The following is a 19,338-nucleotide window of genomic DNA, read 5'->3' as shown; positions in this document are numbered from 1 at the left end:
GCGACCGGTGAGTTTGCTCTTCCCGTTCGGGCGTGATGAGAGGATGATTCTCCATCGTTTTCATCAGGTTCATCGTGCTTTTCAACGATTGCGAATCGTTTGGGAGGAGTACGCATGCCCCGCATCCTCAATCACGCGCCGTGGCTGGTTCTCGCCGTGCTGGGCGCCTTCGCGCTCGGCACCGTCGCCCTGGCGCGCGGCGAGACCATCAACGCCCTCTGGCTGGTCGTGGCCGCCGTCTGTACTTATCTGGTGTCCTACCGCTACTACAGCCTGTTCATCGCCACCCGCGTCATGCGGCTGGACCCGGCGCGCCCGACTCCGGCGATGCGCCACAACGACGGGTTGGACTACGTTCCGACCAACCAGTACGTCCTGTTCGGCCATCACTTCGCGGCCATCGCCGGCGCCGGCCCGCTGGTCGGCCCGGTGCTGGCGGCCCAGATGGGCTATCTGCCGGGCATGCTGTGGATTCTGGCCGGCGTGGTGGTCGCCGGGGCGGTTCAGGACTTCATGATCCTGTTCGTCTCGATGCGCCGCGACGGGCGGTCGCTCGGTGAGCTGATCAAGGCCGAGCTGGGGGACATCCCCGGCGTCATCGCGCTGTTCGGCACCTTCATGATCATGGTCATCATCCTGGCGGTGCTGGCCCTGGTCGTGGTCAAGGCGCTGACCAACAGCCCGTGGGGCTTCTTCACGGTCGCCGCCACCGTGCCGATCGCCCTGTTCATGGGCATCTACATGCGCTTCCTGCGCCCCGGCCGGATCGGCGAGATCTCCATCATCGGCTTCTTCCTGCTGATCGCCGCCATCCTGCTCGGCGGGCAGGTCGCGCAGAGCGAGACGTGGGCGCCGGTCTTCACGCTGACCGGCGTGCAGATCACCTGGATCCTGATCGGCTACGGCTTCGTGGCGTCGGTGTTGCCGGTGTGGCTGCTGCTGGCCCCGCGCGACTACCTGTCGACCTTCCTCAAGGTCGGCACCATCGTGATGCTGGCGCTGTGCATCCTGCTCGTCGCACCGCCGATGAAGATGCCCAGCGTCACCCGCTTCATCGACGGCACCGGCCCTGTGTGGTCGGGCAGCCTGTTCCCGTTCCTGTTCATCACCATCGCCTGCGGCGCGGTGTCGGGCTTCCACGCCCTGATCTCCTCCGGCACCACGCCGAAGATGGTGGAGAACGAACTTCACACCCGCTTCATCGGCTATGGCGGCATGCTGACGGAGTCCTTCGTCGCCGTCATGGCGCTGGTCGCCGCCTCCTGCATCGAGCCGGGCATCTATTTTGCCATGAACAGCCCGCCCGCGCTGCTCGGCACCACGGCGGAGTCGGCGGCCCAGGTCATCAACAACTGGGGTTTCGTCATCACGCCGGAGATGATCACCCAGACGGCGCAGGACGTCGGTGAGGTGAGCATCCTGTCGCGGGCCGGCGGCGCGCCGACCCTGGCGGTCGGCATGGCGCAGATCTTCTCCGAGCTGTTCGGCGGCAAGGGCATGATGGCCTTCTGGTACCATTTCGCCATCCTGTTCGAAGCCCTGTTCATCCTGACCGCCGTCGACGCCGGCACCCGCGCCGGGCGGTTCATGCTGCAGGACCTGCTGGGCGTCTTCTTCAAGCCGTTGCAGCGCACGGCGTCCTGGGCCGGCAACCTGATCGCCACCGGCCTGTGCGTCGCCGCCTGGGGCTACATCCTCTACCAAGGGGTGGTCGATCCGCTGGGTGGCATCAACACCTTCTGGCCGCTGTTCGGCATCTCCAACCAGATGCTGGCGGGGATCGCGCTGATCCTGGCGACGGTGGTGCTGTTCCGGATGAAGCGGGAGCGCTACGCCTGGGTGACCATGGTGCCGGCGGCGTGGCTGCTGATCTGCACCCTGACCGCGGGCGTGCAGAAGGTCTTCCACAGCAACCCGGCGATCGGCTTCCTCGCCCACGCCGAGCGGTTCAGCACCGCCGCCAACGAGGGCCGGCTGCTCGCTCCGGCGACCTCGATGGAGCAGATGCGGCAGGTGATCTTCAACGATTACCTGGACGCGGCGCTGGCCTCGCTGTTCGTTCTGGTGGTTCTGGCGGTGCTGGTCTTCGGCATCCTGTCCTGCCTGAAGGCGCTGCGCAGCGACCGCCCGACCACCCGGGAAATCCCGACCGGCGGCGCCACCGCGCGGGCCGGGGATTGAGTTGGGGCACACCGTACCCTCACCCCTTCGGGAGTGAGGGTACGGTCTATTGGAAAAGGACGACGGATGAGCGGCTTGAAAAGCAACCTCAGCCGGTTCCGCGGTTATTTCGAGCAGACGGCCAAGCTCATGATCGGAGTGCCGGATTACGACACCTATCTGGAGCACATGCGGACCCGGCACCCCGACCAGCCGGCAATGACCTACACCGAGTTCCTCGACAACCGTCTGCAAGCCCGTTACGGCGCCGGCAAGGCGGGGTGTTGTTGAGGGGATGTTGTCCCCTCTCCCCTCCGGGGAGAGGGTTAGGGTGAGGGGGTTGCGCTTTTGCCGGACGCACCGTCACGCGCAACCCCCTCACCGGCCCTTCGGGCCACCCTCTCCCCAGAGGGGAGAGGGCTATGACCGAGCCGCTCAAGCCAGCTGAAAGCGCAGGATGTCCGGTGTCCGCATGTCGGCGGGGATCGGGGCGTCCTTGGCGGTGCCGCGCATGGCGGCGGGCGGGCGCGGCAGACCACTGCGGTCGCTGTAGTCGCGGGGCGGCGTCCAGGCCGTCGCCTCCTCCCGGTGCAGCATCGCCGTGCACAGCACGTCGAGCGCCGTCATCGCCGCCACCGCGCCCAGCGCCGTGGCGACGTTCTCCCGGCGCGGGTTGCCGTCGTGGTGCGCCGACGCCAGCGTGGCGAGGTCCAGCGCGTCCCCGGCGATCCGTCCCCACATCCAGGGACGGGCGTCGCCCATCGCCAGCAAGCCGACGCCGGTCGCCACCTCGCGCGCGCCGTAGGAGCGGATCAGCCCGGCCTGTTCCTCCATCCCCATCCAGCGGGCGATTCGGCGCCCGGCCACCAGTTCGGCCACACCCAGCCCGATGCTGAACCAGCCCAAACCACGGGCCATCCGGTCCGCGGACGAGTTCCGTCGGTAATACGCCATGGTGCGCCTCCCTGTTACGGCTTGAGAACGACCTTGATGCAGCCGTCCCGCTTGTCGCGGAAGGTCTCGTACATGCCCGGCCCGTCGGCCAGACCTACGGTGTGGGTGATGACGAAGGACGGGTCGATCTGGCCCTCCTGGATGCGGCGCAGCAGGTCGTCGGTCCAGCGGTTGACGTGGGTCTGGCCCATGCGCCAGGTCAGGCCCTTGTTCATCGACATGCCGAAGGGGACCTTGTCGATCAGCCCGCCATAGACGCCGGGGATCGACAGCGTGCCGGCGGGGCGGCAGACATACATCATCTCGCGCAGCACATGCGCGCGGTCGGATTCCAGGGCCAGCGCCTGCTTGGCGCGGTCGTACATGGAATCGAGCGTGGCGGTGGCGTGCGCCTCCATGCCGACGGCGTCGATGCATTTTTCCGGACCCTTGCCGCCGGTCAGCTCGTTCAGCCGCTCGACGACGCTTTCCTCCTCGAAATTGATGGTGATGGCGCCGCCGGCCTTGGCCATGGACAGGCGCTCGGGCACGCGGTCGATGGCGATGACCTGCTTAGCGCCCAGCAGGATGGCGCTGCGGATCGTCATCTGCCCGACCGGGCCGCAGCCCCAGATCGCCACCGTGTCGGTCGGCTGGATGTCGCACTGCGCCGCCGCCTGCCAGCCGGTGGGGAAGATGTCGCCGAGGAACAGCACCTGCTCGTCGGTCAGCCCGTCCGGGATCTTCACATGGGTGCGGTCGGCGAAGGGGACTCGCACATACTCCGCCTGCCCGCCGGGATAGCCGCCGGTCAGGTGGGTGTAGCCGAACAGCCCGGCCGTGGTGTGGCCGAACAGCTTGTCGGCCATCGCCTTGTTGCGGTTGGAGCGCTCGCAGACCGAATAGTTGCCGCGGCGGCACTGGTCGCACTCGCCGCACCAGATGGTGAAGGGAACGACCACGCGGTCGCCGACCTTCAGGGCGCTCTTGGCCTCGGCCCCGACGTCGACGACCTCGCCCATGAACTCGTGACCCAGGATGTCGCCCTTCTCCATGCCGGGCATGAAGTGGTCGTAGAGGTGCAGATCCGAACCGCAGATGGCGCAGGACGTGACCTTGACGATGGCGTCGCGGGGCTGCTCGATCTCCGGGTCGGGGACGGTGTCGTAACGGACGTCAGCGGTGCCGTGCCAGACCAGGGCTTTCATGCGGGGCTCCTCCGTAGGGGTGTTGGGGAAGGGGGCAGGTGTGCCTTGCGTCAGTGGTGGCCGGAACCGGGTTCGGCCTGCTTGCGGTGCTGCTCGGCCAGCACGCCGGAGGGCGTCACGGCGGCCATGGCAGTCTGCAGCTTGTTCTTCCAGCCGGCCACCACGTCGCCGTCGCCGCGCATCATCGCGTCGAAGCCGACCTTGGCGACCATCGCCGGGTCGTCCTTCTTGCCCTGGCCGATCTTGGTGTCCTCCATGCCGGCGCGCTCGAAGAACTCGGTGTCGGTGGCGCCGGGCATCAGGCAGGTGACGGTCACGCCGGAGTCCTTGATCTCGTGGCGCAGCGCGAAGGAGAAGGAGTCGATGAAGGCCTTGGTGCCGTTGTAGACCGCCTGATAGGTGCCGGGCATGAAGCCGGCGATCGAGCCGGTGATCAGGATGCGGCCCTGTTTGCGGTCGCGCATGCCGCGGCCGATCGTCTGGATCAGGTACAGCGTACCGGTGATGTTGGTGTCGATGACGTGGCGGGCCTCCTGGAAATCCTGGTCGAGGAAGCCGTGGCCCAGCCCGTGGCCGGCGTTGGCGAGCAGGGCGTCGACCGGCCGGCCTTTCACCGCCGCGCAGAGTTTGTCGACGCCGTCGAGGGTGGCGAGGTCCGCCTGCACCGTTTCGACCAGCACACCGAGGGAGCGGAGTTCCCTGGCGGCCTCCTCGATGGCCGGATCGTCGGCGGCGATCAGGAGGTCGAAGCCGTTCCGGGCGCACTGCTTGGCGAGTTCGAGGCCGATGCCGGTGGACGCACCGGTGACGATGGCAAGGGAATGGGTGGCTGCACGAGCCATGGGAACGGTCCTCTTTGCGAAGCGGGAGAGTCCCTCAGCCCAACTGAAGATGGCAGGCGTTGGTTCCGCCTTCTCCGCCGCCGTCCTCCGCCATCCGGGGCAAGCGCAACGAAGCGATGCCGCAGAAAAGTGCATAAGGCTTAATCAGGTCGGCGTCATGCCCAATTTTTGATCGCAACAAGGGTCGGACCCCAGCGTTTCCGCGCCTTTCCGGTTGGCACGCCGCTTGCTCAACAGTCTTGTATACAAGATTGGTGCGGCAGCCTGATGACCCAGCTTCCCGACAGCATCGAAGACAGCGTGATCTCCGCCATCCTGGGCGGCCGGCTGCGGCCCGGCACCCGGCTGGGCGAGGCGAAGCTGGCCGAGGTCTACGGCGTGTCCCGCACCCGCGTGCGCGAGGCGATGATGCGGCTGGAGACGCGCGGCATCGTCCATGTGAGCGCCCGGCGCGGCTGGTTCGTCGTCGAGCCCTCGGCGACGGAGGCGCGGGCCGCCTTCCAGGCGCGGCGGGTGATCGAGACCGGGATGCTGCGCGATCTGCACACGCTTCCGGGAGACGCCGTCGCCCACCTGCGCGCCCATGTCGAGGAGGAGCGCGAGGCGCTGCACACCGGCCATGTCGGCTCGCGCACCTGCCTGCTCGGCGACTTCCACATCCACCTCGCCCACGCCTTCGGCAACGCCTTCCTGACCGACATCCTGCGCGACCTGACCGCGCGCACGACGCTGGTCTCGATGCTCTACCAGTCCGACCAGGACGCCGCGGCGTCCAGCGACGACCACGCCGGCATCGTGACGCTGCTGGCCGACGGCGACTACGCCGGGGCGGCGCGGCTGATGGACGAGCACATCCGGCGCGTCGAGGACGGCCTCGACCTCGCCGCCGCCCCCGATCCCCTGGCCGGCCTGCGCGAGATCCTCTCGCCCGGCGCCCCCGCCTGAACCCTTTCAAGCAACCCATTCCATCCAGAACCGGCCCATCCAGCCAAAAAGGAGTTAGAGACATGAAGCGCAGGACCCTGCTTGCCCTGGCCGTCGCCGCCGTCGCCGGCCTTTCCATCGCCCAGGCCCCGGCCGCGCGGGCCGACGCCCTTCAGGACATCACGAAGCGCGGCACGCTGCGCGTCGCCGTCCCGCAGGACTTCCCGCCCTTCGGTTCGGTCGGCCCGGACATGGCCCCGCTCGGCTACGACATCGACGTGGCCAAGCTGATCGGCGCCAAGATGGGCGTGAAGGTGGAACTGGTGCCGGTGACCAGCGCCAACCGCATCCCCTTCCTGCAGACCAACAAGGTCGATCTGGTCATCTCCAGCCTCGGCAAGAACGCCGAGCGCGAGAAGGTCATCGACTTCACCGACGCCTACGCGCCCTTCTTCAACGGCGTCTTCGCCCCGGCCGGCGTCACCGCCGCGAAGCCGGAGGATCTGGCCGGCAAGACCGTCGGCGTGACCCGCGGCGCCATCGAGGATCTGGAGCTGACCAAGATCGCCCCGGCCGACGCGGTCATCAAGCGCTACGAGGACAACAACGGCACCATCTCCGCCTTCCTGTCCGGTCAGGTCGAGGTGGTGGCGACCGGCAACGTGGTGGCGGCGGCGATCCTCGCCCGCAACCCGCCGAAGCGGCCGGAGCTGAAGTTCCTCATCAAGAACTCCCCCTGCTACATCGGCCTGAGCAAGGAGCAGCCGGCCCTGCTGGAGAAGCTGAATGCCATCCTGGCGGCGGCCAAGACCGACGGCTCGCTGAACGCCATCGCGCAGAAGTGGCTGTCCGCCGACCTGCCGAAGGACCTCTGAAGACGATGGGGCCGGGGCGCCGCGGGTGGCTTCGGCCCCCACGGCGCCCCGGCGTACGGGGGGCTGACCGGAGGGCCGCATGACCTACCGCTTCGATTATTCGTGGATCGCCGAATACTGGCCCGTCATCCTGAAGGGGCTGGTGACGACGGTCGAACTGACCCTGATCGGCACGCTGTTCGGGGTGGCGCTGGGCATCGCCTGCGCCTGGACGCGGTCGCTCGGGCCGCGCTGGCTGCGCCCGCCGGTCGTCGCCTATGTCGAGCTGATCCGCAACACGCCCTTCCTGATCCAGCTCTTCTTCATCTTCTTCGGCCTGCCGTCGCTGGGCGTGCAGATGACCGAGTTCCAGGCGGCGGTGCTGGCGATGGTCATCAACCTCGGCGCCTACAGCGGCGAGATCATCCGTGCCGGCATCGAGGCGACCCCGCGCGGCCAGTTCGAGGCCGGGGCCAGCCTCGCCATGACGCGGTTCGAGACCTTCCGCCACGTCGTGCTGATCCCGTCCCTGCAACGGATCTGGCCGGCGCTGTCGTCGCAGATCGTCATCGTCATGCTCGGCTCGGCGGTGGTGTCGCAGATCGCGGCGGAGGACATCACCTTCGCCGCCAACTTCATCCAGTCGCGGACCTTCCGCGCATTCGAGAGCTATTTCCTGACCACCGGCCTCTACCTGCTGCTGGCGCTGGCCCTGCGGCAGGCACTGCGCGGCGTCGGGCGGATGCTGTTCCCGCGGAGGGCCGCGCGATGATGACCTTCACCCTGTGGGACATCCTGCGCAACCTGCTGCTGGCGGCGCGCTGGACGGTGGTCCTCTCGCTCGTCTCCTTCATCGGCGGCGGGCTCCTGGGGATGGCGCTGCTCTACCTGCGCATCGGCAAGGCGCGGGCCGGGCAAATGTTCGTCCAGGGCTACGTCGAGCTGTTCCAGGGCACGCCGCTGCTGATGCAGCTCTTCCTCGCCTTCTTCGGGCTCGGCCTGTTCGGCATCGACGTGCCGGCCTGGCTGGCCGCCGGGCTGGCGCTGGTCCTGTGGACGGCGGCCTTCCTCGTGGAGATTTGGCGCGGCTGCGTGGAATCGGTCGCCCGCGGCCAGTGGGAGGCTTCGGCCAGCCTCGGCATGGGCTACGTCCAGCAGATGCGCTACGTGATCCTGCCCCAGGCGGTGCGCGTCGCCGTCCCGCCCACCGTCGGCTTCTCCGTGCAGGTGGTGAAGGGCACGGCGCTGACCTCGATCATCGGCTTCGTGGAGCTGTCCAAGGCCGGCACGGTCGTCACAAACGCGACCTTCGAACCCTTCACCGTCTACGGGCTGGTCGCCCTGATCTACTTCGCGCTGTGCTGGCCCCTGTCCAAGAGCAGCCAGATTCTGGAAAGGAAGCTCAATGTCGCTCATCGCAATCACTGAGGTGAAGAAGCGCTTCGGCGACGTCGAGGTCCTGAAGGGGATCAACCTGGACGTCGAGCGCGGCGAGGTCGTCGCCATCATCGGCAAGAGCGGCTCGGGCAAGAGCACGCTTCTGCGCTGCGTCAACGGGCTGGAGATGATCGACGACGGCTCGATCATGGTGGCCGGCGCCCAGCTCATCAACGACGACCTCCACCTGAAGGCGCTGCGGCTGAAGGTCGGCATGATCTTCCAGCAGTTCAACCTGTTCCCGCACCTGTCGGCGGGGCGCAACGTCATGCTGTCACAGATGGTCGTCAAGAAGACGCCCGCGGGCGAGGCGGAAGCGATGGCCCGCCGCATGCTGGAGCGGGTCGGGCTGGGCCACAAGTTCGACGCCTACCCCGACCAGCTCTCCGGCGGGCAGCAGCAGCGGGTCGCCATAGCGCGGGCGCTGTCGATGCAGCCGATGGCCCTGCTGTGCGACGAGATCACCTCCGCGCTGGACCCGGAACTGGTGAACGAGGTGCTGGCGGTGGTGAAGGAGCTGGCCGCCGACGGCATGACGCTGATGATGGTGACCCACGAGATGCGCTTCGCCCGCGAGGTCTGCGACCGGGTGGTCTTCATGCACCAGGGCCGCGTGCACGAGATCGGGCCGCCCGAGGAGGTCTTCGGCAACCCCCGCACCCCGGAACTCCGGCAGTTCCTGGGCGCGCAACTGGTCGTCTGACAGCAAAAGGGCGCCGGTGTCATGACCACCGGCGCCCCTTCCCGGAACGGATGATGGGGGCTCAGCGCGCCGCGGTCTTCTCGCTGACCACCCGCGGGGTGTCGATCATGTCGGCGACGAACTCCGCCAGACAGCGGTAGCTGAGATCCTTCAGGTGCAGGCCGTCGGTGCTCAGCACCTGATCGGCGGCGAAGTGCCGGCTCTCCAGCCACCACGCCATGATGCGGTAACGGTCGAGCACCGGCACGTCGAGTTCGCGGCCGAGTGCCACCACGGTGGACGCGTAGGCGGGATAGGACTCGACCTTGGCCTCGCCGGGGAAGGACTGCGGGTTCATCAGGATGACGTCCGCGCCGGTCTTGCGGATGCGGGCGATGCCGTCGCGCAGGGTGGCGGCGAAGGCGTCGAGCGGCACCTTCTGGAAGCTGTCGTTGGTCCCGACCTGCCAGACCACGAGGTCCGGCTTGGCGGCCAGCACATCCTTGTCGAAGCGGACGAGGTTGGCTCCCGCCGTCTCGCCGCCGATGCCCTTGTTCAGGACCTGGATGGCCGAGGCGGCGTGACGCTGCTCCAAAATGGCGTCGAGCTGGGCGGGGTAGGTGGCGGTGATGGTGGTGGCCCCGACGCCCTCCGTGCTGGACGACCCCATCGCGACGACCGTCAGCGGGTGTCCGGCGGCCAGCGCGGCCCGGCTGTGCGTCAGTCCGGCGGCGGCTGAATCGGCACCGGGCGGGACCGGGCACAGCGCCGACGCGGCGGCAGCACCGCTCCACAAAACCCAAGCGGCCAACACTCCGCCAAGCACCCGTCCCGTCATGAGCCACGCTCCCCTGGTTCGCCTCGTCGAGGCACGCTGTCTGAGAGCCATGGTCAGGCGATCATGGTTAATGCATCGCTAAGCGAGGGGGCGGCTAACCCCATTTCGTTCCTCGTCAAAAGGGATGCTTTGCCGGGCTCGTCTGTATTCGGAATACGGACGAATAGGTGGGGGACGCGTTATGACCAGGCACCATCTTCTGGATGGCCTGCGCGGCTATTTCCTCGTGTTCATGCTGGTGAACCACATCTGGTTCGACGGGGGAAATCCGGTTGCCCTGGTCAATCACAACCAACTCGCCTTCGTCGAGGACGCGCAGGGCTTCATCCTCATCTCCGGGCTGATCGTCGGGCTCTATTACGGCCGCCTCTACGCCGCCGGGCGGGACGAGGAGGCCGGGAAGCGCCTGCGCGCCCGCGTCTGGCAGCTTTACCTGTACACAGTGGCGGTCTTCGCCGCCGTCGTCGCGATGGCGCTGCTGATCCCCGGCGCGCGCAGCGGCTGGGAGTCGCAACTGGGCAGCGCGCTCGGCCCGGCGCTGCCGGCGGTCCTGCTCCTGCTGCACCAGCCGGCGCTGATGGACATCCTGCCGCAATACATGCTGTACCTCGCGGCGTCGCCGCTGTTGATCCGCCTGACGCTCGCGGGCAAGGGCGGGGAGGTCATCGCGGGAAGCTTCGCCCTGTGGGCGGCGGTGCAGTTCGGCTTGCATCTGCCGCTGGCCGCCTCGCTGGAGGCGTTGGCCGGCTCGGTCATCCCGGACTTCGCGCTGCGCGGGCATTTCAACCCGCTGGCGTGGCAGATCGTGTTCGTGACCGGGCTGGTGATCGGCACGCTGATGGCGGCGGAGCGGATCGACCTGCGCCCCTGGCTGGCCCCGGACCGCACGCTGCTCGCCCGGATCGCGCTGTATGTCGTGCTCGCCTTCATGGCGTGGCGGCTGGCCTTCACCTTCGACCTCGTGCCGGAGGACATGGCGGCGCGCTTCTGGAGCCTGCACGACCGCACCGAGTTCAGCCTGATCTTCCTGGTGAATTTCGCGGCGCTGGCCTTCCTGGTGACGTGGCTGCTGTCCGCCGGCGTCGAGGCTGCGTCCCCCGCCGCACGCTGGGCGGGACAGGCCCTGCAACGGCTCTTCCTGTTGCGCTTCCTGCGCTATCTCGGCGGCCATTCGCTGCAGGTCTATGCGTACCATGTCGTGCTCGCCTACGGGATCGTGCTGATCGACGAGGCGGTGCGGCCGGTGGGCGTCTTGGGCAAGACGGGCATCACGGTCCTGGCGGTCGCCAGCCTGGCGCTTCCGGCGTGGCTGCATGGGCGCGTCGCCGTGCCGGCGTCGGGGCGTGCGGAGGTCCGGCGCGCCATTACCTGACAACGTAACCGCGAAACCAAGCCGCCACTATGCTGTTCAACAGGATGGGCGTGGGTGCTTGAGGTGACTTAGCCTCAGGTGACTTAGCCCTCTCCCCTCCGGGGAGAGGGTGGCCCGGAGGGCCGGTGAGGGGGATGCGCATGGCGGTATGTCCGGCACAAGCGCAACCCCCTCACCCTAACCCTCTCCCCAGAGGGGAGAGGGGATGTCGATAGCACCCGCTCCATCCCGTCGCTTCGCGTGGTTGAAGGCATGCATCTGGCTGATCTGTTCGTTGCGCTGCGGCGCCAACTGGATCGAGACCCGAAGGAGACCGAACGCGCCGCGCTGCGCCTGGAATTCGCACCGGACGATGCGGGCGGTGTGCTGCGCCGGCTGATGGCGCTGTTGGAGGCCGACGGCGGCGCCGATGCGCTCAAGTCTTGGGTCGATACGTCCGGCGAGGGGACGCCGCTGGACCGGTGTGTGCTGGCGGCCCAGGCCATCGACCAATGGTTCGCGCCGCTGGCCTCGCGCCACCTGTCGCGACGCGCTCTGTCCGATGGTCATCTGCGGGCGCGGCAATGGTACAAGCGGCACGGGTGTCTCAACGGCGACGCTGCCGACGGTCAGCTCATCCTGCGGCCGGGCTTGTTCGACCGCTCGGTGAACATCCGGGAGGTCACGCCCCTGCGCGAGTCCTTCGACGTGGCCGACCTGTTCCACACCCTGCTCCTGCTGCCGCCGACCCTCGCGGCGGAGTGCCCCCACGGCGAGGACGGCGAACGACCCGTTGCGCTGGCCTTCCACCCCGTTGCCGAGGTCGCCGACCAGTGCCCCGGCGATCCCGATTGGGCGCCCATCGTCGGGGTCGTCCCGCTCGCCCTGGCCGAGGACGACCTCGCCCTGCGGACCTTTTCTAAGGACGGCGCGGACTGGTACGCCGCCGTCCCTGGCGATCTCGGCGCCCGCGCGGCGTCGGCCATCGACGCGCTGGCCGCCGAAGGGACGACCATCGTCGTCTTTCCCGAGGTGACCGCCGATCCCGCGACGCTCGGCGCCATCCAGGCGGCGGTGCGGCGGCAGGCCGTGAACGGCCCGATCCGCTACGTCCTCGTCGGCGTCCGCCAGGAGGGGGAGGGAGATGCCAAGCCGCGCAGCACCGCGGTCCTGCTCGACCGGACGGGGGCCGAAATTTTCCGTCAGACCAAGCTGCACTGCTGGGACCTCGACGCCGACCAGTGCCGTTCCTACGACGTGCGCGGCCCGGATGGGCGGCTGCTCGACGCGGCGAAGGAGTTCATCGCGCCGGGGGACGGCGTCACCATCGTCGAGCTGCCCAACATGGGCCGGCTGGCGGTGATGATCTGCGAGGATCTCGGGCGCGAGAAACCGGCGGCGTGGCTGTGCCGGGCCAAGCTGCTGGACTGGATCGTCACCCCGGTGATGGACGCCGACCTGACGGAGGAGCGGTGGCAGGCCCAGGCCGGCGACGAGTCCTCCCGCGCCGGGTCGTGCCGGGTGGTGGTGGCGAACAGCATGTCCTTCTCGCACCGCTTCAACCGTGTCTGTGACGCCGACGGGGAGGAGGACAAGCGCATCACCGATTGCGGGGTGGCGCTGTTCTTCCAGCCGCGCGCCGACCCGGCGCAGAGTTCGCGCATCCGTCGGCTGTCGCTTCCCATCGACGCGCCGGAGCCCGGCTGGGTTGCGGCGCGCTGGGAACCGCAACGCTGGCCGGAGCTGAACACGGAGGGCTGTCCATGAGCGGGGAGGCGCATCGGGCATTGGCCGACGACATCCGGGTCGCCGTCGAGGCCGGCCGCTGGGATGAGGCCGACGCGGACCTGGACACCCTCGCCGAGGAAGCGGCCCTGTGCCTCGTTCAGGATCGCACCGCCGACCTCGCCACCCTGGCTCGGGAGGTCGCCCGCTGCCACACGGCGCTGGTGCTGCGCAAGGACCGCAGCCCCGAGGCGATGCATCGGCTGGGGCAACTCCGCGCCATCGCCGCGCTGCTCGCCGCCGGCCGGGCAAATCGGCCCGCCCGCAGCGAGGCGGCGCTCGCCCGGGCCGGAACGCCGACTGCGGCGGTGCTGCGCGCCCTGGCGGACGGAGCGAAATCAGGGCCGGCGCTGGTCGAGGCGACGGGCCTGTCGCACGATGCTGTGGCCCGCGCCCTGCCGGAACTGCGCGCCGCCGGGCTGGTCCGCTCCTGGCCGGCCGGGCGATTGGTGATGAACGAACGGACCGGCGACGCGGGGTAGGGCGGCTACTCCTTCGGCACCTCGCGCTCCAGCTCCTCCAGCCAGATGCGGGCGTTGCCGTCGGACGGGGCGCGCCAGTCGCCGCGCGGCGACAGCGAGCCGCCCGCGGTCACCTTCGGCCCGTTGGGCATGGCCGAGCGCTTGAACTGGCTGAAGCCGAAGAAGCGCTGGATGAAGACGCGCAGCCAGGAATGGATTTCGGCCAGCGTGTAGGCGCTGCGCTTCTCCACCGGATAGCCCGCCGGCCAGTCGCCGCGCGCCGGATCGGACCAGGCGTGCAGGGCGAGGAAGGCGATCTTCGACGGGCGCAGGCCATAGCGCAGCGTGTGGAACAGGTGAAAGTCCTGAAGCTCGTAGGGGCCGACGACGGCCTCCGAACTCTGCAGGGCGCGGTCGCTGCCGGCGGGGACCAGTTCGGGCGAAATCTCGGTCGCCAGGATGTCGCCCAGCGTGCCCAAAACCTCGTCCGGAAACTGGCGGGAGCCGATCACCCAGCGGATCAGATGCTGGATCAGCGACTTCGGGACGCCCGAATTGACGTTGTAATGGGCCATCTGGTCGCCGACGCCGTAGGTGCACCAGCCCAGCGCCAGCTCCGACAGGTCGCCGGTGCCCAGCACGATGCCGCCGCGCTGGTTGGCGAGGCGGAACAGGTAGTCGGTGCGCAGACCCGCCTGGACGTTCTCGAAGGTCACGTCGTACACCGCCTCGCCACGGGCGAAGGGGTGGTCCATGTCCTTGAGCATCTGGTTGGCGGCGGGGCGGATGTCGAGTTCATGGTGCGACACGCCGAGCGCGCTCATCAGGCGAAGCGCGTTGCCCTTGGTCTTGTCGCTGGTGCCGAAGCCCGGCATCGTGAAGGCGAGGATGTCGGTGCGCGGCCGGTCGAGCAGGTCCATGGCGCGGGCGGCGACGATCAGGGCGTGGGTGGAATCCAGCCCGCCCGACACGCCGATCACGATGCGCGGCATGCCGGTGGCCCGCAACCGCTGGACCAGCCCGGCGACCTGGATGTTGTAGGCCTCGTAGCAGTCGAGCTCCAGACGCTCCCGCGCCGCCGGGACGAAGGGGAAGCGGGGCACGTTGCGGCGCAGCCCGATGTCCCCGCCGGGCGGATCGACGCGGAAGCCGACCCGCCGGAAGGCCGTTCCGTGCGAGCGGCGGTTGTCGTCGAAGGTGCCCATGCGCAGCCGTTCCTGGCGCAGCACGTCGAGGTCGACATCGGCGACGGCCATCTGGGCGCCCTTGGGAAAGCGCTCGGTCTCGACCAGCGTCTCGCCGTTCTCGAAGATCGACGCCTGCCCGTCCCAGGCTAGATCGGTGGTCGATTCCCCGGCCCCGGCGGAGGAATACAGATAGGCGGCGATGCAGCGCGCCGATTGCGACTTGCAGAGCAGGCGGCGGGTCTCCGCCTTGCCGATGGTGATGTTGCTGGCCGACAGGTTCGCCAGCACCGTCGCCCCGGCCAGCGCCGCCTCGGAGCTGGGCGGGACGGCGACCCAGAGATCCTCGCAGACCTCGGCATGGACCACCAGACCGTCCAGATCCTCTGCCGCGAACAGCAGGTCGGGGCCGAAGGGGGCGTCGTGGGCGCCGATGCGGATCGTCCCGCCCTCGGTGCCGGCGCCGGAGGCGAAATGGCGGCGCTCGTAGAATTCCCGGTAATTGGGAAGATGGACCTTGGGCACCACGCCCAGCAGCCGGCCGCGATGCACGGCGACCGCCGTGTTGTAGACGCGGCCGGCGTGGCGCAGCGGCGCGCCGACGAGGATCAGCGGCATCAGATCGCGCGACCGCTCCACCAGATGGGCGACGGCCTTCTCCACGGCGTCGAGCAGACAATCCTGAAGGAACAGGTCGTCGATGGCGTAGCCGGACAGCGCCAGTTCGGGGAACAGCGCGACGGCGACCGCCTGGTCGTCGCACTCCCGCACGCTGTCCAGCACCGCCGCGGCGTTCGCCATGGGGTCGGCGATCGTGCAGGGCGTCGTGCAGGCGGCAACCCGGGCCATCCCATGGCGGTAGAGTGATCCAAAGCTCATGGTCCGAGCCGCGCCGTCAACCGTCATCGTGATCCTCTCCCAACCGGTCCTGCGGTAATGCACGCAAGAGAGAAACCAGCGGAGGCCGCCGGTCGTCTCGCCCGCCGCATTCTGGCGGTTGCCGGCGCGGCGCTCAACCCATTGATCATGGCCCATTGCTCAGGGCCGATTGGTTATGGCCGATGGATTGGGGGAGGGATCAGGCGGTCTTCACCTCGGCGATGAAGGCGTCGACGCTGCCCTTGAGGGCCACGGCGCGCCCGGCCACCTCGCGGGCGGATTGCAGGACCTGCGCCGATCCGGCGGCCGTCGATTCCGAGGCGACGCGCAGCGTGCCGATGGTTCCCGTCACCTCCGCCGTGCCCTGCGCCGCCTGGACGGCGTTGCGGCCGATCTCGGCGGTGGCCGCGCCCTGCTGCTCGACCGCGGCGGCGACGGCGGTCGCCATCTCGTTCAGGCGGAAGATCACCGTGGCGATCGTCTGGATGGCCGACACGGCGCCGCCGATGGTCTCCTGCATGGCGCCGACCTGACCGCGGATCTCGTCGGTTGCCTGCGCCGTCTGGTTGGCGAGCTGCTTGACCTCGCTCGCCACCACGGCGAAGCCCTTGCCGGCCTCCCCGGCGCGGGCGGCCTCGATGGTGGCGTTCAGCGCCAGCAGGTTGGTCTGGCTGGCGATGCCCTGGATGAGGTCGATCACCTCATTGATGCGCTGGCCGGACTCGGTCAGGGCGCCGACGCGCTCCTGGGCTTGCTGGGCCTGCCGCGACGCCTCGTCGGCGAAGCCGCGCGCCTCGTTCATCTGGCGGGACACCTCCTGCACGGTGGAGGTCATCTCCTCCGTCGCGGCGGCGACCGTCTGGACGTTGGCGGCGGTCTGCTCGGCGGCCGCACCCACGACGGTCATCCGTTCCGACGCCTGCTCCGCCCCGGCGGACAGGGAGTTGGCGGTGGCCTCCAGCGCGGCGGCGGCGTCCTTCATGACGTGCAGGGCCTCGCCGACCTCGCGGTCGAAGCGCAGGATCGTCGCGCCGACCGCCTCGGCGCGGTCGAGCTTGTGCCGGGCCTCGGCCTCCTGCTCCGCCTGGATGCGCTGGCGGTCGAGCGCGTTGTCCTTGAAGACGGCGAGCGCCCGCGCGATGTCGCCGACCTCGTCGCGGCGGTCGGCGCCGCTGATGACCACGGTCAGGTCGCCGCCGGACAGACGGCGCAGGCAGGACACCGCCTCGACGATGGGGGTGACGATGCCGCGCGCCGACAGCCAGCGCCCGATCAGCCCACTGGCGAGGATGCCGAGCAGGGCCACTGCGGCGATCAGCCATGTGGTCCGGTCGGCCAGCGCTTCCGCCTCCTCGGAGATCCGCGCCGTCTTGGCGACGGTGAGGCCGTTGTAGTCCTGGACGGCGCGGATCAGCGCCTCCACCTGCTCCTGGCTGCCGGACACGTTGTTCAGCACCTCGCGCCGGGCGTAGGTGATGCCCATGTCGGCGTGCTTCTTCGCCGCCGCCACCGTGGCGTCCAGGCTGCTGAGATAGGCGGCGTACTGCGTCTCGATGCCGTCCAGCAGGGGACGCTGCTGCGCGTCGGCGGCGGAGCGGGCGTGCTCCAGATGGGCGCGGACCTCGGTCTTGCGGTCGGCGACGACGGCCTCGATGGTGGCGACGCTGGCCGGGTTGGCGCCCATCTGGTACTCGGCGCGGCTCAGCTCGACCAGATAGCGGTTCAGACGGGCGCCCTGCGTCGCCTCGCGCCCCGCCTCCTCGACCCGGTTCAGCTCTCCGCCGAGCGTGGCGAGGCCGTAGCCGCTGACCAGGGCGGTGGACACCGAAACGGCGCCCAGCACCACGACGATGCCGAGAATCTTCCCGGCGATGCGCACATTCTTCAACTGCATGTCGGCCTCGGTCGCGCCCTCTTGCGGGTCAGCGCGCTAAATCGATGCGGTGGATGGGTAAGCCGGTGTCGGTTCCGGCGGCGGTGTCGGCGGCAGCGTTGGCGGCGCGGACGGCCCAGGCGGCGATCGCCAGATCCTGGATGCCCATGCCGGTGGAATCGAAGACGGTGATCTCATCCGCGCCGGCGCGGCGGGGCGCCTTGCCCTCCAGAACGTCGCACAGCGTGCCGCGGATGGACTCGCGGGTCAGGCCGTGCGCCAGGGCGTGCTGGCATTCGCCGAGTGCGGCGGCCTGCGCCCAGTCGTCCACCCAGACGGCGGCGCCGAGCAGGATCGCCGGGTCCAGCTCCTGCTTGCCGGCGGTGTCGGCGCCCATGGCGCAGATGTGCGTGCCGGGACGGACCCAGCCGGCCCTGACCACCGGCTCGCGCGCCGTGGTCAGGGTGATGAGCACGTCGGCGTTGCGCGCCGCGGTCTCGGCGTCCACGACCTCGACGGGGACCGGTCCGGCGAAGGAGGACGCCAGCTCCTCGGCCCGCGCGCGGTCGCGGTTGGCCACCAGGATGCGGTCGAAGCCGCGCACCAGCAACGCCGCCTCCAGATGGTGCGCGGCCTGCCCGCCGGTGCCGATCAGGGCGAGCACCCGCGCGTCGGGCCGGGCCAGTTCGCGGATGCCGATGGCGCAGGCGGCGGCGGTGCGCAGCCCGGTCAGGTGGTTGGAACTGACCAGCGCCGTCGGGCAGCCGGTCTCCGGGTCGGTCAGCACGGTTGTGGACTGGTGGTTGGTCAGGCCGCGGGCGCGGTTGCCCGTCCAGTAGCCGCCGATCTTCAGCCCGAGCAGCCCGATGGCGAGGTCGCCGCCGGCCTTGATGCCGTAGACGTCCGGCCCCGGCAGCAGCCGTTCGCGGACCACTGGGAAATTGCGCGCCTGCCCGCGGGAGACTTCGCGGAAGGCCATGTCCATGGCGTCGATGGCGTCGGCGGGGGACACCAGACGGCGGGCGGCGTTTTCATCGATGACGATCATTCTTTTACTCCCGCGGCGTCGAGCACCAGCCGCGACAGCGCGTCGTCCGGCCTTTCCATCCGTGCCATGATCGAGAAGTGATCCTCCCCGGCCAGCGTGTGATAGGTGCAGCGCGAGCCGCGGCATTGGCACAGCGTGGCGAAGTCGCGCGACTGGGCGATCCAGGCGGGAGTCTCCGCCGAACCGACGACGACCGTCAGGGCCGTGGCGGTGGAGGGCGGGTGGCGCATCGGGCTGACCCCGTCGACCATCTCCGGGCGCAGCCCGATGGTCTCGTTGACGGTGATGTCCAGCACCGGCGCCAGCTCGTAGATGCCGCTGATCAGAACGGCGGCCTTGATGGCGCCATCCTCCAGCCGGTCCGCCCCGGCCCCGGCGTCCTCGGCCAGCGCCATGGCGATCAGATGCGCCCCGGCGGAATGGCCCGACACGGTGAGGCGGTCGGGATCGCCGCCCAGCGAGGCGGCGTTGCGGTGAATCCAGCGCAGGCCCTCGCGGGTGCGCCGCGCGATCTGCGGCAGGGTCGCCGCCGGGCACAGGTCGTAATTCATGACCACGGTCGTGACGCCGCGCGGCACCAGCGCGTCGGCGACGTAGCTGTAGTCGGCCTTGTCCCGCCCGCGCCAGTAGCCGCCGTGCAGGAAGACGTGCAGCGGGGCGCCGGGTGCGGCCGCCGGAAACACGTCGAGCGTGGACAGCGGGCTGTCGCCGTAGGCGATGTCGTAGCGCGCGGCGTTCCGTTCCCGAGCGGCGCGGCTCAACGCGGCGGCGCGCTCGGCGTGGCGCGCGAAGTCGGGGACGGAATGGCGGGGGTTGTACTGCCACTCGTGATCGTCAGGGACGACTGACACGATGGGACCTCCTGGGTTCCGGAGAAGG

At 69.3% G+C, this 19,338-nt stretch carries 18 protein-coding genes; 10 read left to right on the top strand and 8 right to left on the bottom strand.

The genetic code is table 11. From position 1 onward, the window contains the following. Nucleotides 1-114 precede the first annotated feature (114 nt). Together ABAZ39_RS20800 and ABAZ39_RS20795 are read left to right on the top strand one after the other, a co-directional pair. A complete protein-coding gene (locus ABAZ39_RS20800; protein ID WP_040134631.1) occupies nucleotides 115-2,181 on the top strand; it encodes a carbon starvation CstA family protein in 2,067 nt (688 codons plus the stop codon). A 66-nt stretch (nucleotides 2,182-2,247) separates the two neighbouring features. Next, nucleotides 2,248-2,451 (top strand): YbdD/YjiX family protein, encoded by a 204-nt coding sequence (locus ABAZ39_RS20795; protein WP_014197888.1) that lies wholly within the window; start codon nucleotides 2,248-2,250, stop codon nucleotides 2,449-2,451. 144 nt (nucleotides 2,452-2,595) lie between these two features. Here the strand turns inward: ABAZ39_RS20795 and ABAZ39_RS20790 are convergent, their stop codons facing one another. From ABAZ39_RS20790 to ABAZ39_RS20780, 3 genes are read right to left on the bottom strand one after another with little or no spacing between them, the layout of a single operon-like run. After that, nucleotides 2,596-3,114 (bottom strand): hypothetical protein, encoded by a 519-nt coding sequence (locus ABAZ39_RS20790; RefSeq protein ID WP_040134630.1) that lies wholly within the window; start codon nucleotides 3,112-3,114, stop codon nucleotides 2,596-2,598. A 14-nt stretch (nucleotides 3,115-3,128) separates the two neighbouring features. Then, entirely contained in the window at nucleotides 3,129-4,301 is a 1,173-nt protein-coding gene (locus ABAZ39_RS20785) for a zinc-dependent alcohol dehydrogenase (RefSeq protein ID WP_014197886.1), read from the bottom strand. Nucleotides 4,302-4,351: 50 nt separating this feature from the next. Continuing rightward, complete coding sequence (locus ABAZ39_RS20780; RefSeq protein ID WP_040134629.1) at nucleotides 4,352-5,143, bottom strand: SDR family NAD(P)-dependent oxidoreductase; 792 nt, start codon at nucleotides 5,141-5,143, stop codon at nucleotides 4,352-4,354. Nucleotides 5,144-5,410: 267 nt separating this feature from the next. Here ABAZ39_RS20780 and ABAZ39_RS20775 point away from each other — a divergent pair, with 267 nt between their 5' ends. From ABAZ39_RS20775 to ABAZ39_RS20755, 5 genes are all read left to right on the top strand, one after another. Then, nucleotides 5,411-6,088, top strand: a complete 678-nt coding sequence (locus ABAZ39_RS20775) for a GntR family transcriptional regulator (RefSeq protein WP_040134628.1) — start codon at nucleotides 5,411-5,413, stop codon at nucleotides 6,086-6,088. A gap of 62 nt (nucleotides 6,089-6,150) precedes the next feature. Further along, the gene (locus ABAZ39_RS20770; protein ID WP_040134627.1) at nucleotides 6,151-6,942 is read left to right on the top strand and encodes a transporter substrate-binding domain-containing protein; all 792 of its coding nucleotides are present in this window, start codon (nucleotides 6,151-6,153) and stop codon (nucleotides 6,940-6,942) included. A gap of 79 nt (nucleotides 6,943-7,021) precedes the next feature. After that, nucleotides 7,022-7,693, top strand: coding sequence for an amino acid ABC transporter permease (locus ABAZ39_RS20765; protein WP_040134626.1), 672 nt, complete (start codon nucleotides 7,022-7,024; stop codon nucleotides 7,691-7,693). Beyond that, nucleotides 7,690-8,349, top strand: a complete 660-nt coding sequence (locus ABAZ39_RS20760) for an amino acid ABC transporter permease (protein ID WP_040134625.1) — start codon at nucleotides 7,690-7,692, stop codon at nucleotides 8,347-8,349. Before ABAZ39_RS20765 ends, ABAZ39_RS20760 begins: the two co-directional genes overlap by 4 nt. Continuing rightward, on the top strand, nucleotides 8,327-9,061 hold the full coding sequence (locus ABAZ39_RS20755; RefSeq protein WP_040134624.1) for an amino acid ABC transporter ATP-binding protein: 735 nt from the start codon (nucleotides 8,327-8,329) through the stop codon (nucleotides 9,059-9,061). Before ABAZ39_RS20760 ends, ABAZ39_RS20755 begins: the two co-directional genes overlap by 23 nt. 61 nt (nucleotides 9,062-9,122) lie before the next feature. Here ABAZ39_RS20755 and ABAZ39_RS20750 read toward each other — a convergent pair whose 3' ends face one another. Further along, entirely contained in the window at nucleotides 9,123-9,878 is a 756-nt protein-coding gene (locus tag ABAZ39_RS20750; protein ID WP_081863186.1) for an SGNH/GDSL hydrolase family protein, read from the bottom strand. A gap of 181 nt (nucleotides 9,879-10,059) precedes the next feature. Between ABAZ39_RS20750 and ABAZ39_RS20745 the strand changes: the two genes are divergently transcribed. From ABAZ39_RS20745 to ABAZ39_RS20735, 3 genes are all read left to right on the top strand, one after another. Then, nucleotides 10,060-11,250: an OpgC family protein gene (locus ABAZ39_RS20745; RefSeq protein ID WP_051658305.1), complete on the top strand. Its 1,191-nt coding sequence runs from the start codon at nucleotides 10,060-10,062 to the stop codon at nucleotides 11,248-11,250. Between the two features lie 252 nt (nucleotides 11,251-11,502). Then, entirely contained in the window at nucleotides 11,503-12,996 is a 1,494-nt protein-coding gene (locus ABAZ39_RS20740) for a carbon-nitrogen hydrolase family protein (RefSeq protein ID WP_040134623.1), read from the top strand. Further along, nucleotides 12,993-13,496 (top strand): hypothetical protein, encoded by a 504-nt coding sequence (locus tag ABAZ39_RS20735; protein WP_040134622.1) that lies wholly within the window; start codon nucleotides 12,993-12,995, stop codon nucleotides 13,494-13,496. Before ABAZ39_RS20740 ends, ABAZ39_RS20735 begins: the two co-directional genes overlap by 4 nt. Nucleotides 13,497-13,501: 5 nt before the next feature. Here ABAZ39_RS20735 and ABAZ39_RS20730 read toward each other — a convergent pair whose 3' ends face one another. From ABAZ39_RS20730 to ABAZ39_RS20715, 4 genes are all read right to left on the bottom strand, one after another. Continuing rightward, complete coding sequence (locus ABAZ39_RS20730; protein WP_040135725.1) at nucleotides 13,502-15,538, bottom strand: NAD(+) synthase; 2,037 nt, start codon at nucleotides 15,536-15,538, stop codon at nucleotides 13,502-13,504. Between the two features lie 199 nt (nucleotides 15,539-15,737). Further along, on the bottom strand, nucleotides 15,738-17,432 hold the full coding sequence (locus ABAZ39_RS20725; RefSeq protein WP_051658304.1) for a methyl-accepting chemotaxis protein: 1,695 nt from the start codon (nucleotides 17,430-17,432) through the stop codon (nucleotides 15,738-15,740). Between the two features lie 28 nt (nucleotides 17,433-17,460). Then, nucleotides 17,461-18,459 (bottom strand): ornithine cyclodeaminase family protein, encoded by a 999-nt coding sequence (locus tag ABAZ39_RS20720; protein WP_051658303.1) that lies wholly within the window; start codon nucleotides 18,457-18,459, stop codon nucleotides 17,461-17,463. Continuing rightward, nucleotides 18,456-19,310 carry an alpha/beta hydrolase gene (locus tag ABAZ39_RS20715; RefSeq protein ID WP_040134621.1) on the bottom strand — a complete coding sequence of 285 codons (855 nt, stop codon included), beginning with the start codon at nucleotides 19,308-19,310 and terminating at the stop codon, nucleotides 18,456-18,458. Before ABAZ39_RS20715 ends, ABAZ39_RS20720 begins: the two co-directional genes overlap by 4 nt. Nucleotides 19,311-19,338 lie beyond the last annotated feature (28 nt).

It is taken from the genome of Azospirillum argentinense, from assembly GCF_000632475.1.
GTDB classification, from domain to species: Bacteria; Pseudomonadota; Alphaproteobacteria; order Azospirillales; family Azospirillaceae; genus Azospirillum; species Azospirillum baldaniorum.
The sequence above is the reverse complement of the archived record's forward strand: the minus strand, read 5'-3'. Positions and strand labels throughout refer to the sequence as shown.

Excerpts from the sequence above, each read along its gene's own strand:
- ABAZ39_RS20800 (WP_040134631.1), top strand. The coding sequence starts at position 115 with ATGCCCCGCATCCTCAATCACGCGCCGTGGCTGGTTCTCGCCGTGCTG.
- ABAZ39_RS20795 (WP_014197888.1), top strand. The coding sequence starts at position 2,248 with ATGAGCGGCTTGAAAAGCAACCTCAGCCGGTTCCGCGGTTATTTCGAG.
- ABAZ39_RS20790 (WP_040134630.1), bottom strand. The coding sequence starts at position 3,114 with ATGGCGTATTACCGACGGAACTCGTCCGCGGACCGGATGGCCCGTGGT.
- ABAZ39_RS20785 (WP_014197886.1), bottom strand. The coding sequence starts at position 4,301 with ATGAAAGCCCTGGTCTGGCACGGCACCGCTGACGTCCGTTACGACACC.
- ABAZ39_RS20780 (WP_040134629.1), bottom strand. The coding sequence starts at position 5,143 with ATGGCTCGTGCAGCCACCCATTCCCTTGCCATCGTCACCGGTGCGTCC.
- ABAZ39_RS20775 (WP_040134628.1), top strand. The coding sequence starts at position 5,411 with ATGACCCAGCTTCCCGACAGCATCGAAGACAGCGTGATCTCCGCCATC.
- ABAZ39_RS20770 (WP_040134627.1), top strand. The coding sequence starts at position 6,151 with ATGAAGCGCAGGACCCTGCTTGCCCTGGCCGTCGCCGCCGTCGCCGGC.
- ABAZ39_RS20765 (WP_040134626.1), top strand. The coding sequence starts at position 7,022 with ATGACCTACCGCTTCGATTATTCGTGGATCGCCGAATACTGGCCCGTC.
- ABAZ39_RS20760 (WP_040134625.1), top strand. The coding sequence starts at position 7,690 with ATGATGACCTTCACCCTGTGGGACATCCTGCGCAACCTGCTGCTGGCG.
- ABAZ39_RS20755 (WP_040134624.1), top strand. The coding sequence starts at position 8,327 with ATGTCGCTCATCGCAATCACTGAGGTGAAGAAGCGCTTCGGCGACGTC.
- ABAZ39_RS20750 (WP_081863186.1), bottom strand. The coding sequence starts at position 9,878 with ATGACGGGACGGGTGCTTGGCGGAGTGTTGGCCGCTTGGGTTTTGTGG.
- ABAZ39_RS20745 (WP_051658305.1), top strand. The coding sequence starts at position 10,060 with ATGACCAGGCACCATCTTCTGGATGGCCTGCGCGGCTATTTCCTCGTG.
- ABAZ39_RS20740 (WP_040134623.1), top strand. The coding sequence starts at position 11,503 with ATGCATCTGGCTGATCTGTTCGTTGCGCTGCGGCGCCAACTGGATCGA.
- ABAZ39_RS20735 (WP_040134622.1), top strand. The coding sequence starts at position 12,993 with ATGAGCGGGGAGGCGCATCGGGCATTGGCCGACGACATCCGGGTCGCC.
- ABAZ39_RS20730 (WP_040135725.1), bottom strand. The coding sequence starts at position 15,538 with ATGAGCTTTGGATCACTCTACCGCCATGGGATGGCCCGGGTTGCCGCC.
- ABAZ39_RS20725 (WP_051658304.1), bottom strand. The coding sequence starts at position 17,432 with ATGCAGTTGAAGAATGTGCGCATCGCCGGGAAGATTCTCGGCATCGTC.
- ABAZ39_RS20720 (WP_051658303.1), bottom strand. The coding sequence starts at position 18,459 with ATGATCGTCATCGATGAAAACGCCGCCCGCCGTCTGGTGTCCCCCGCC.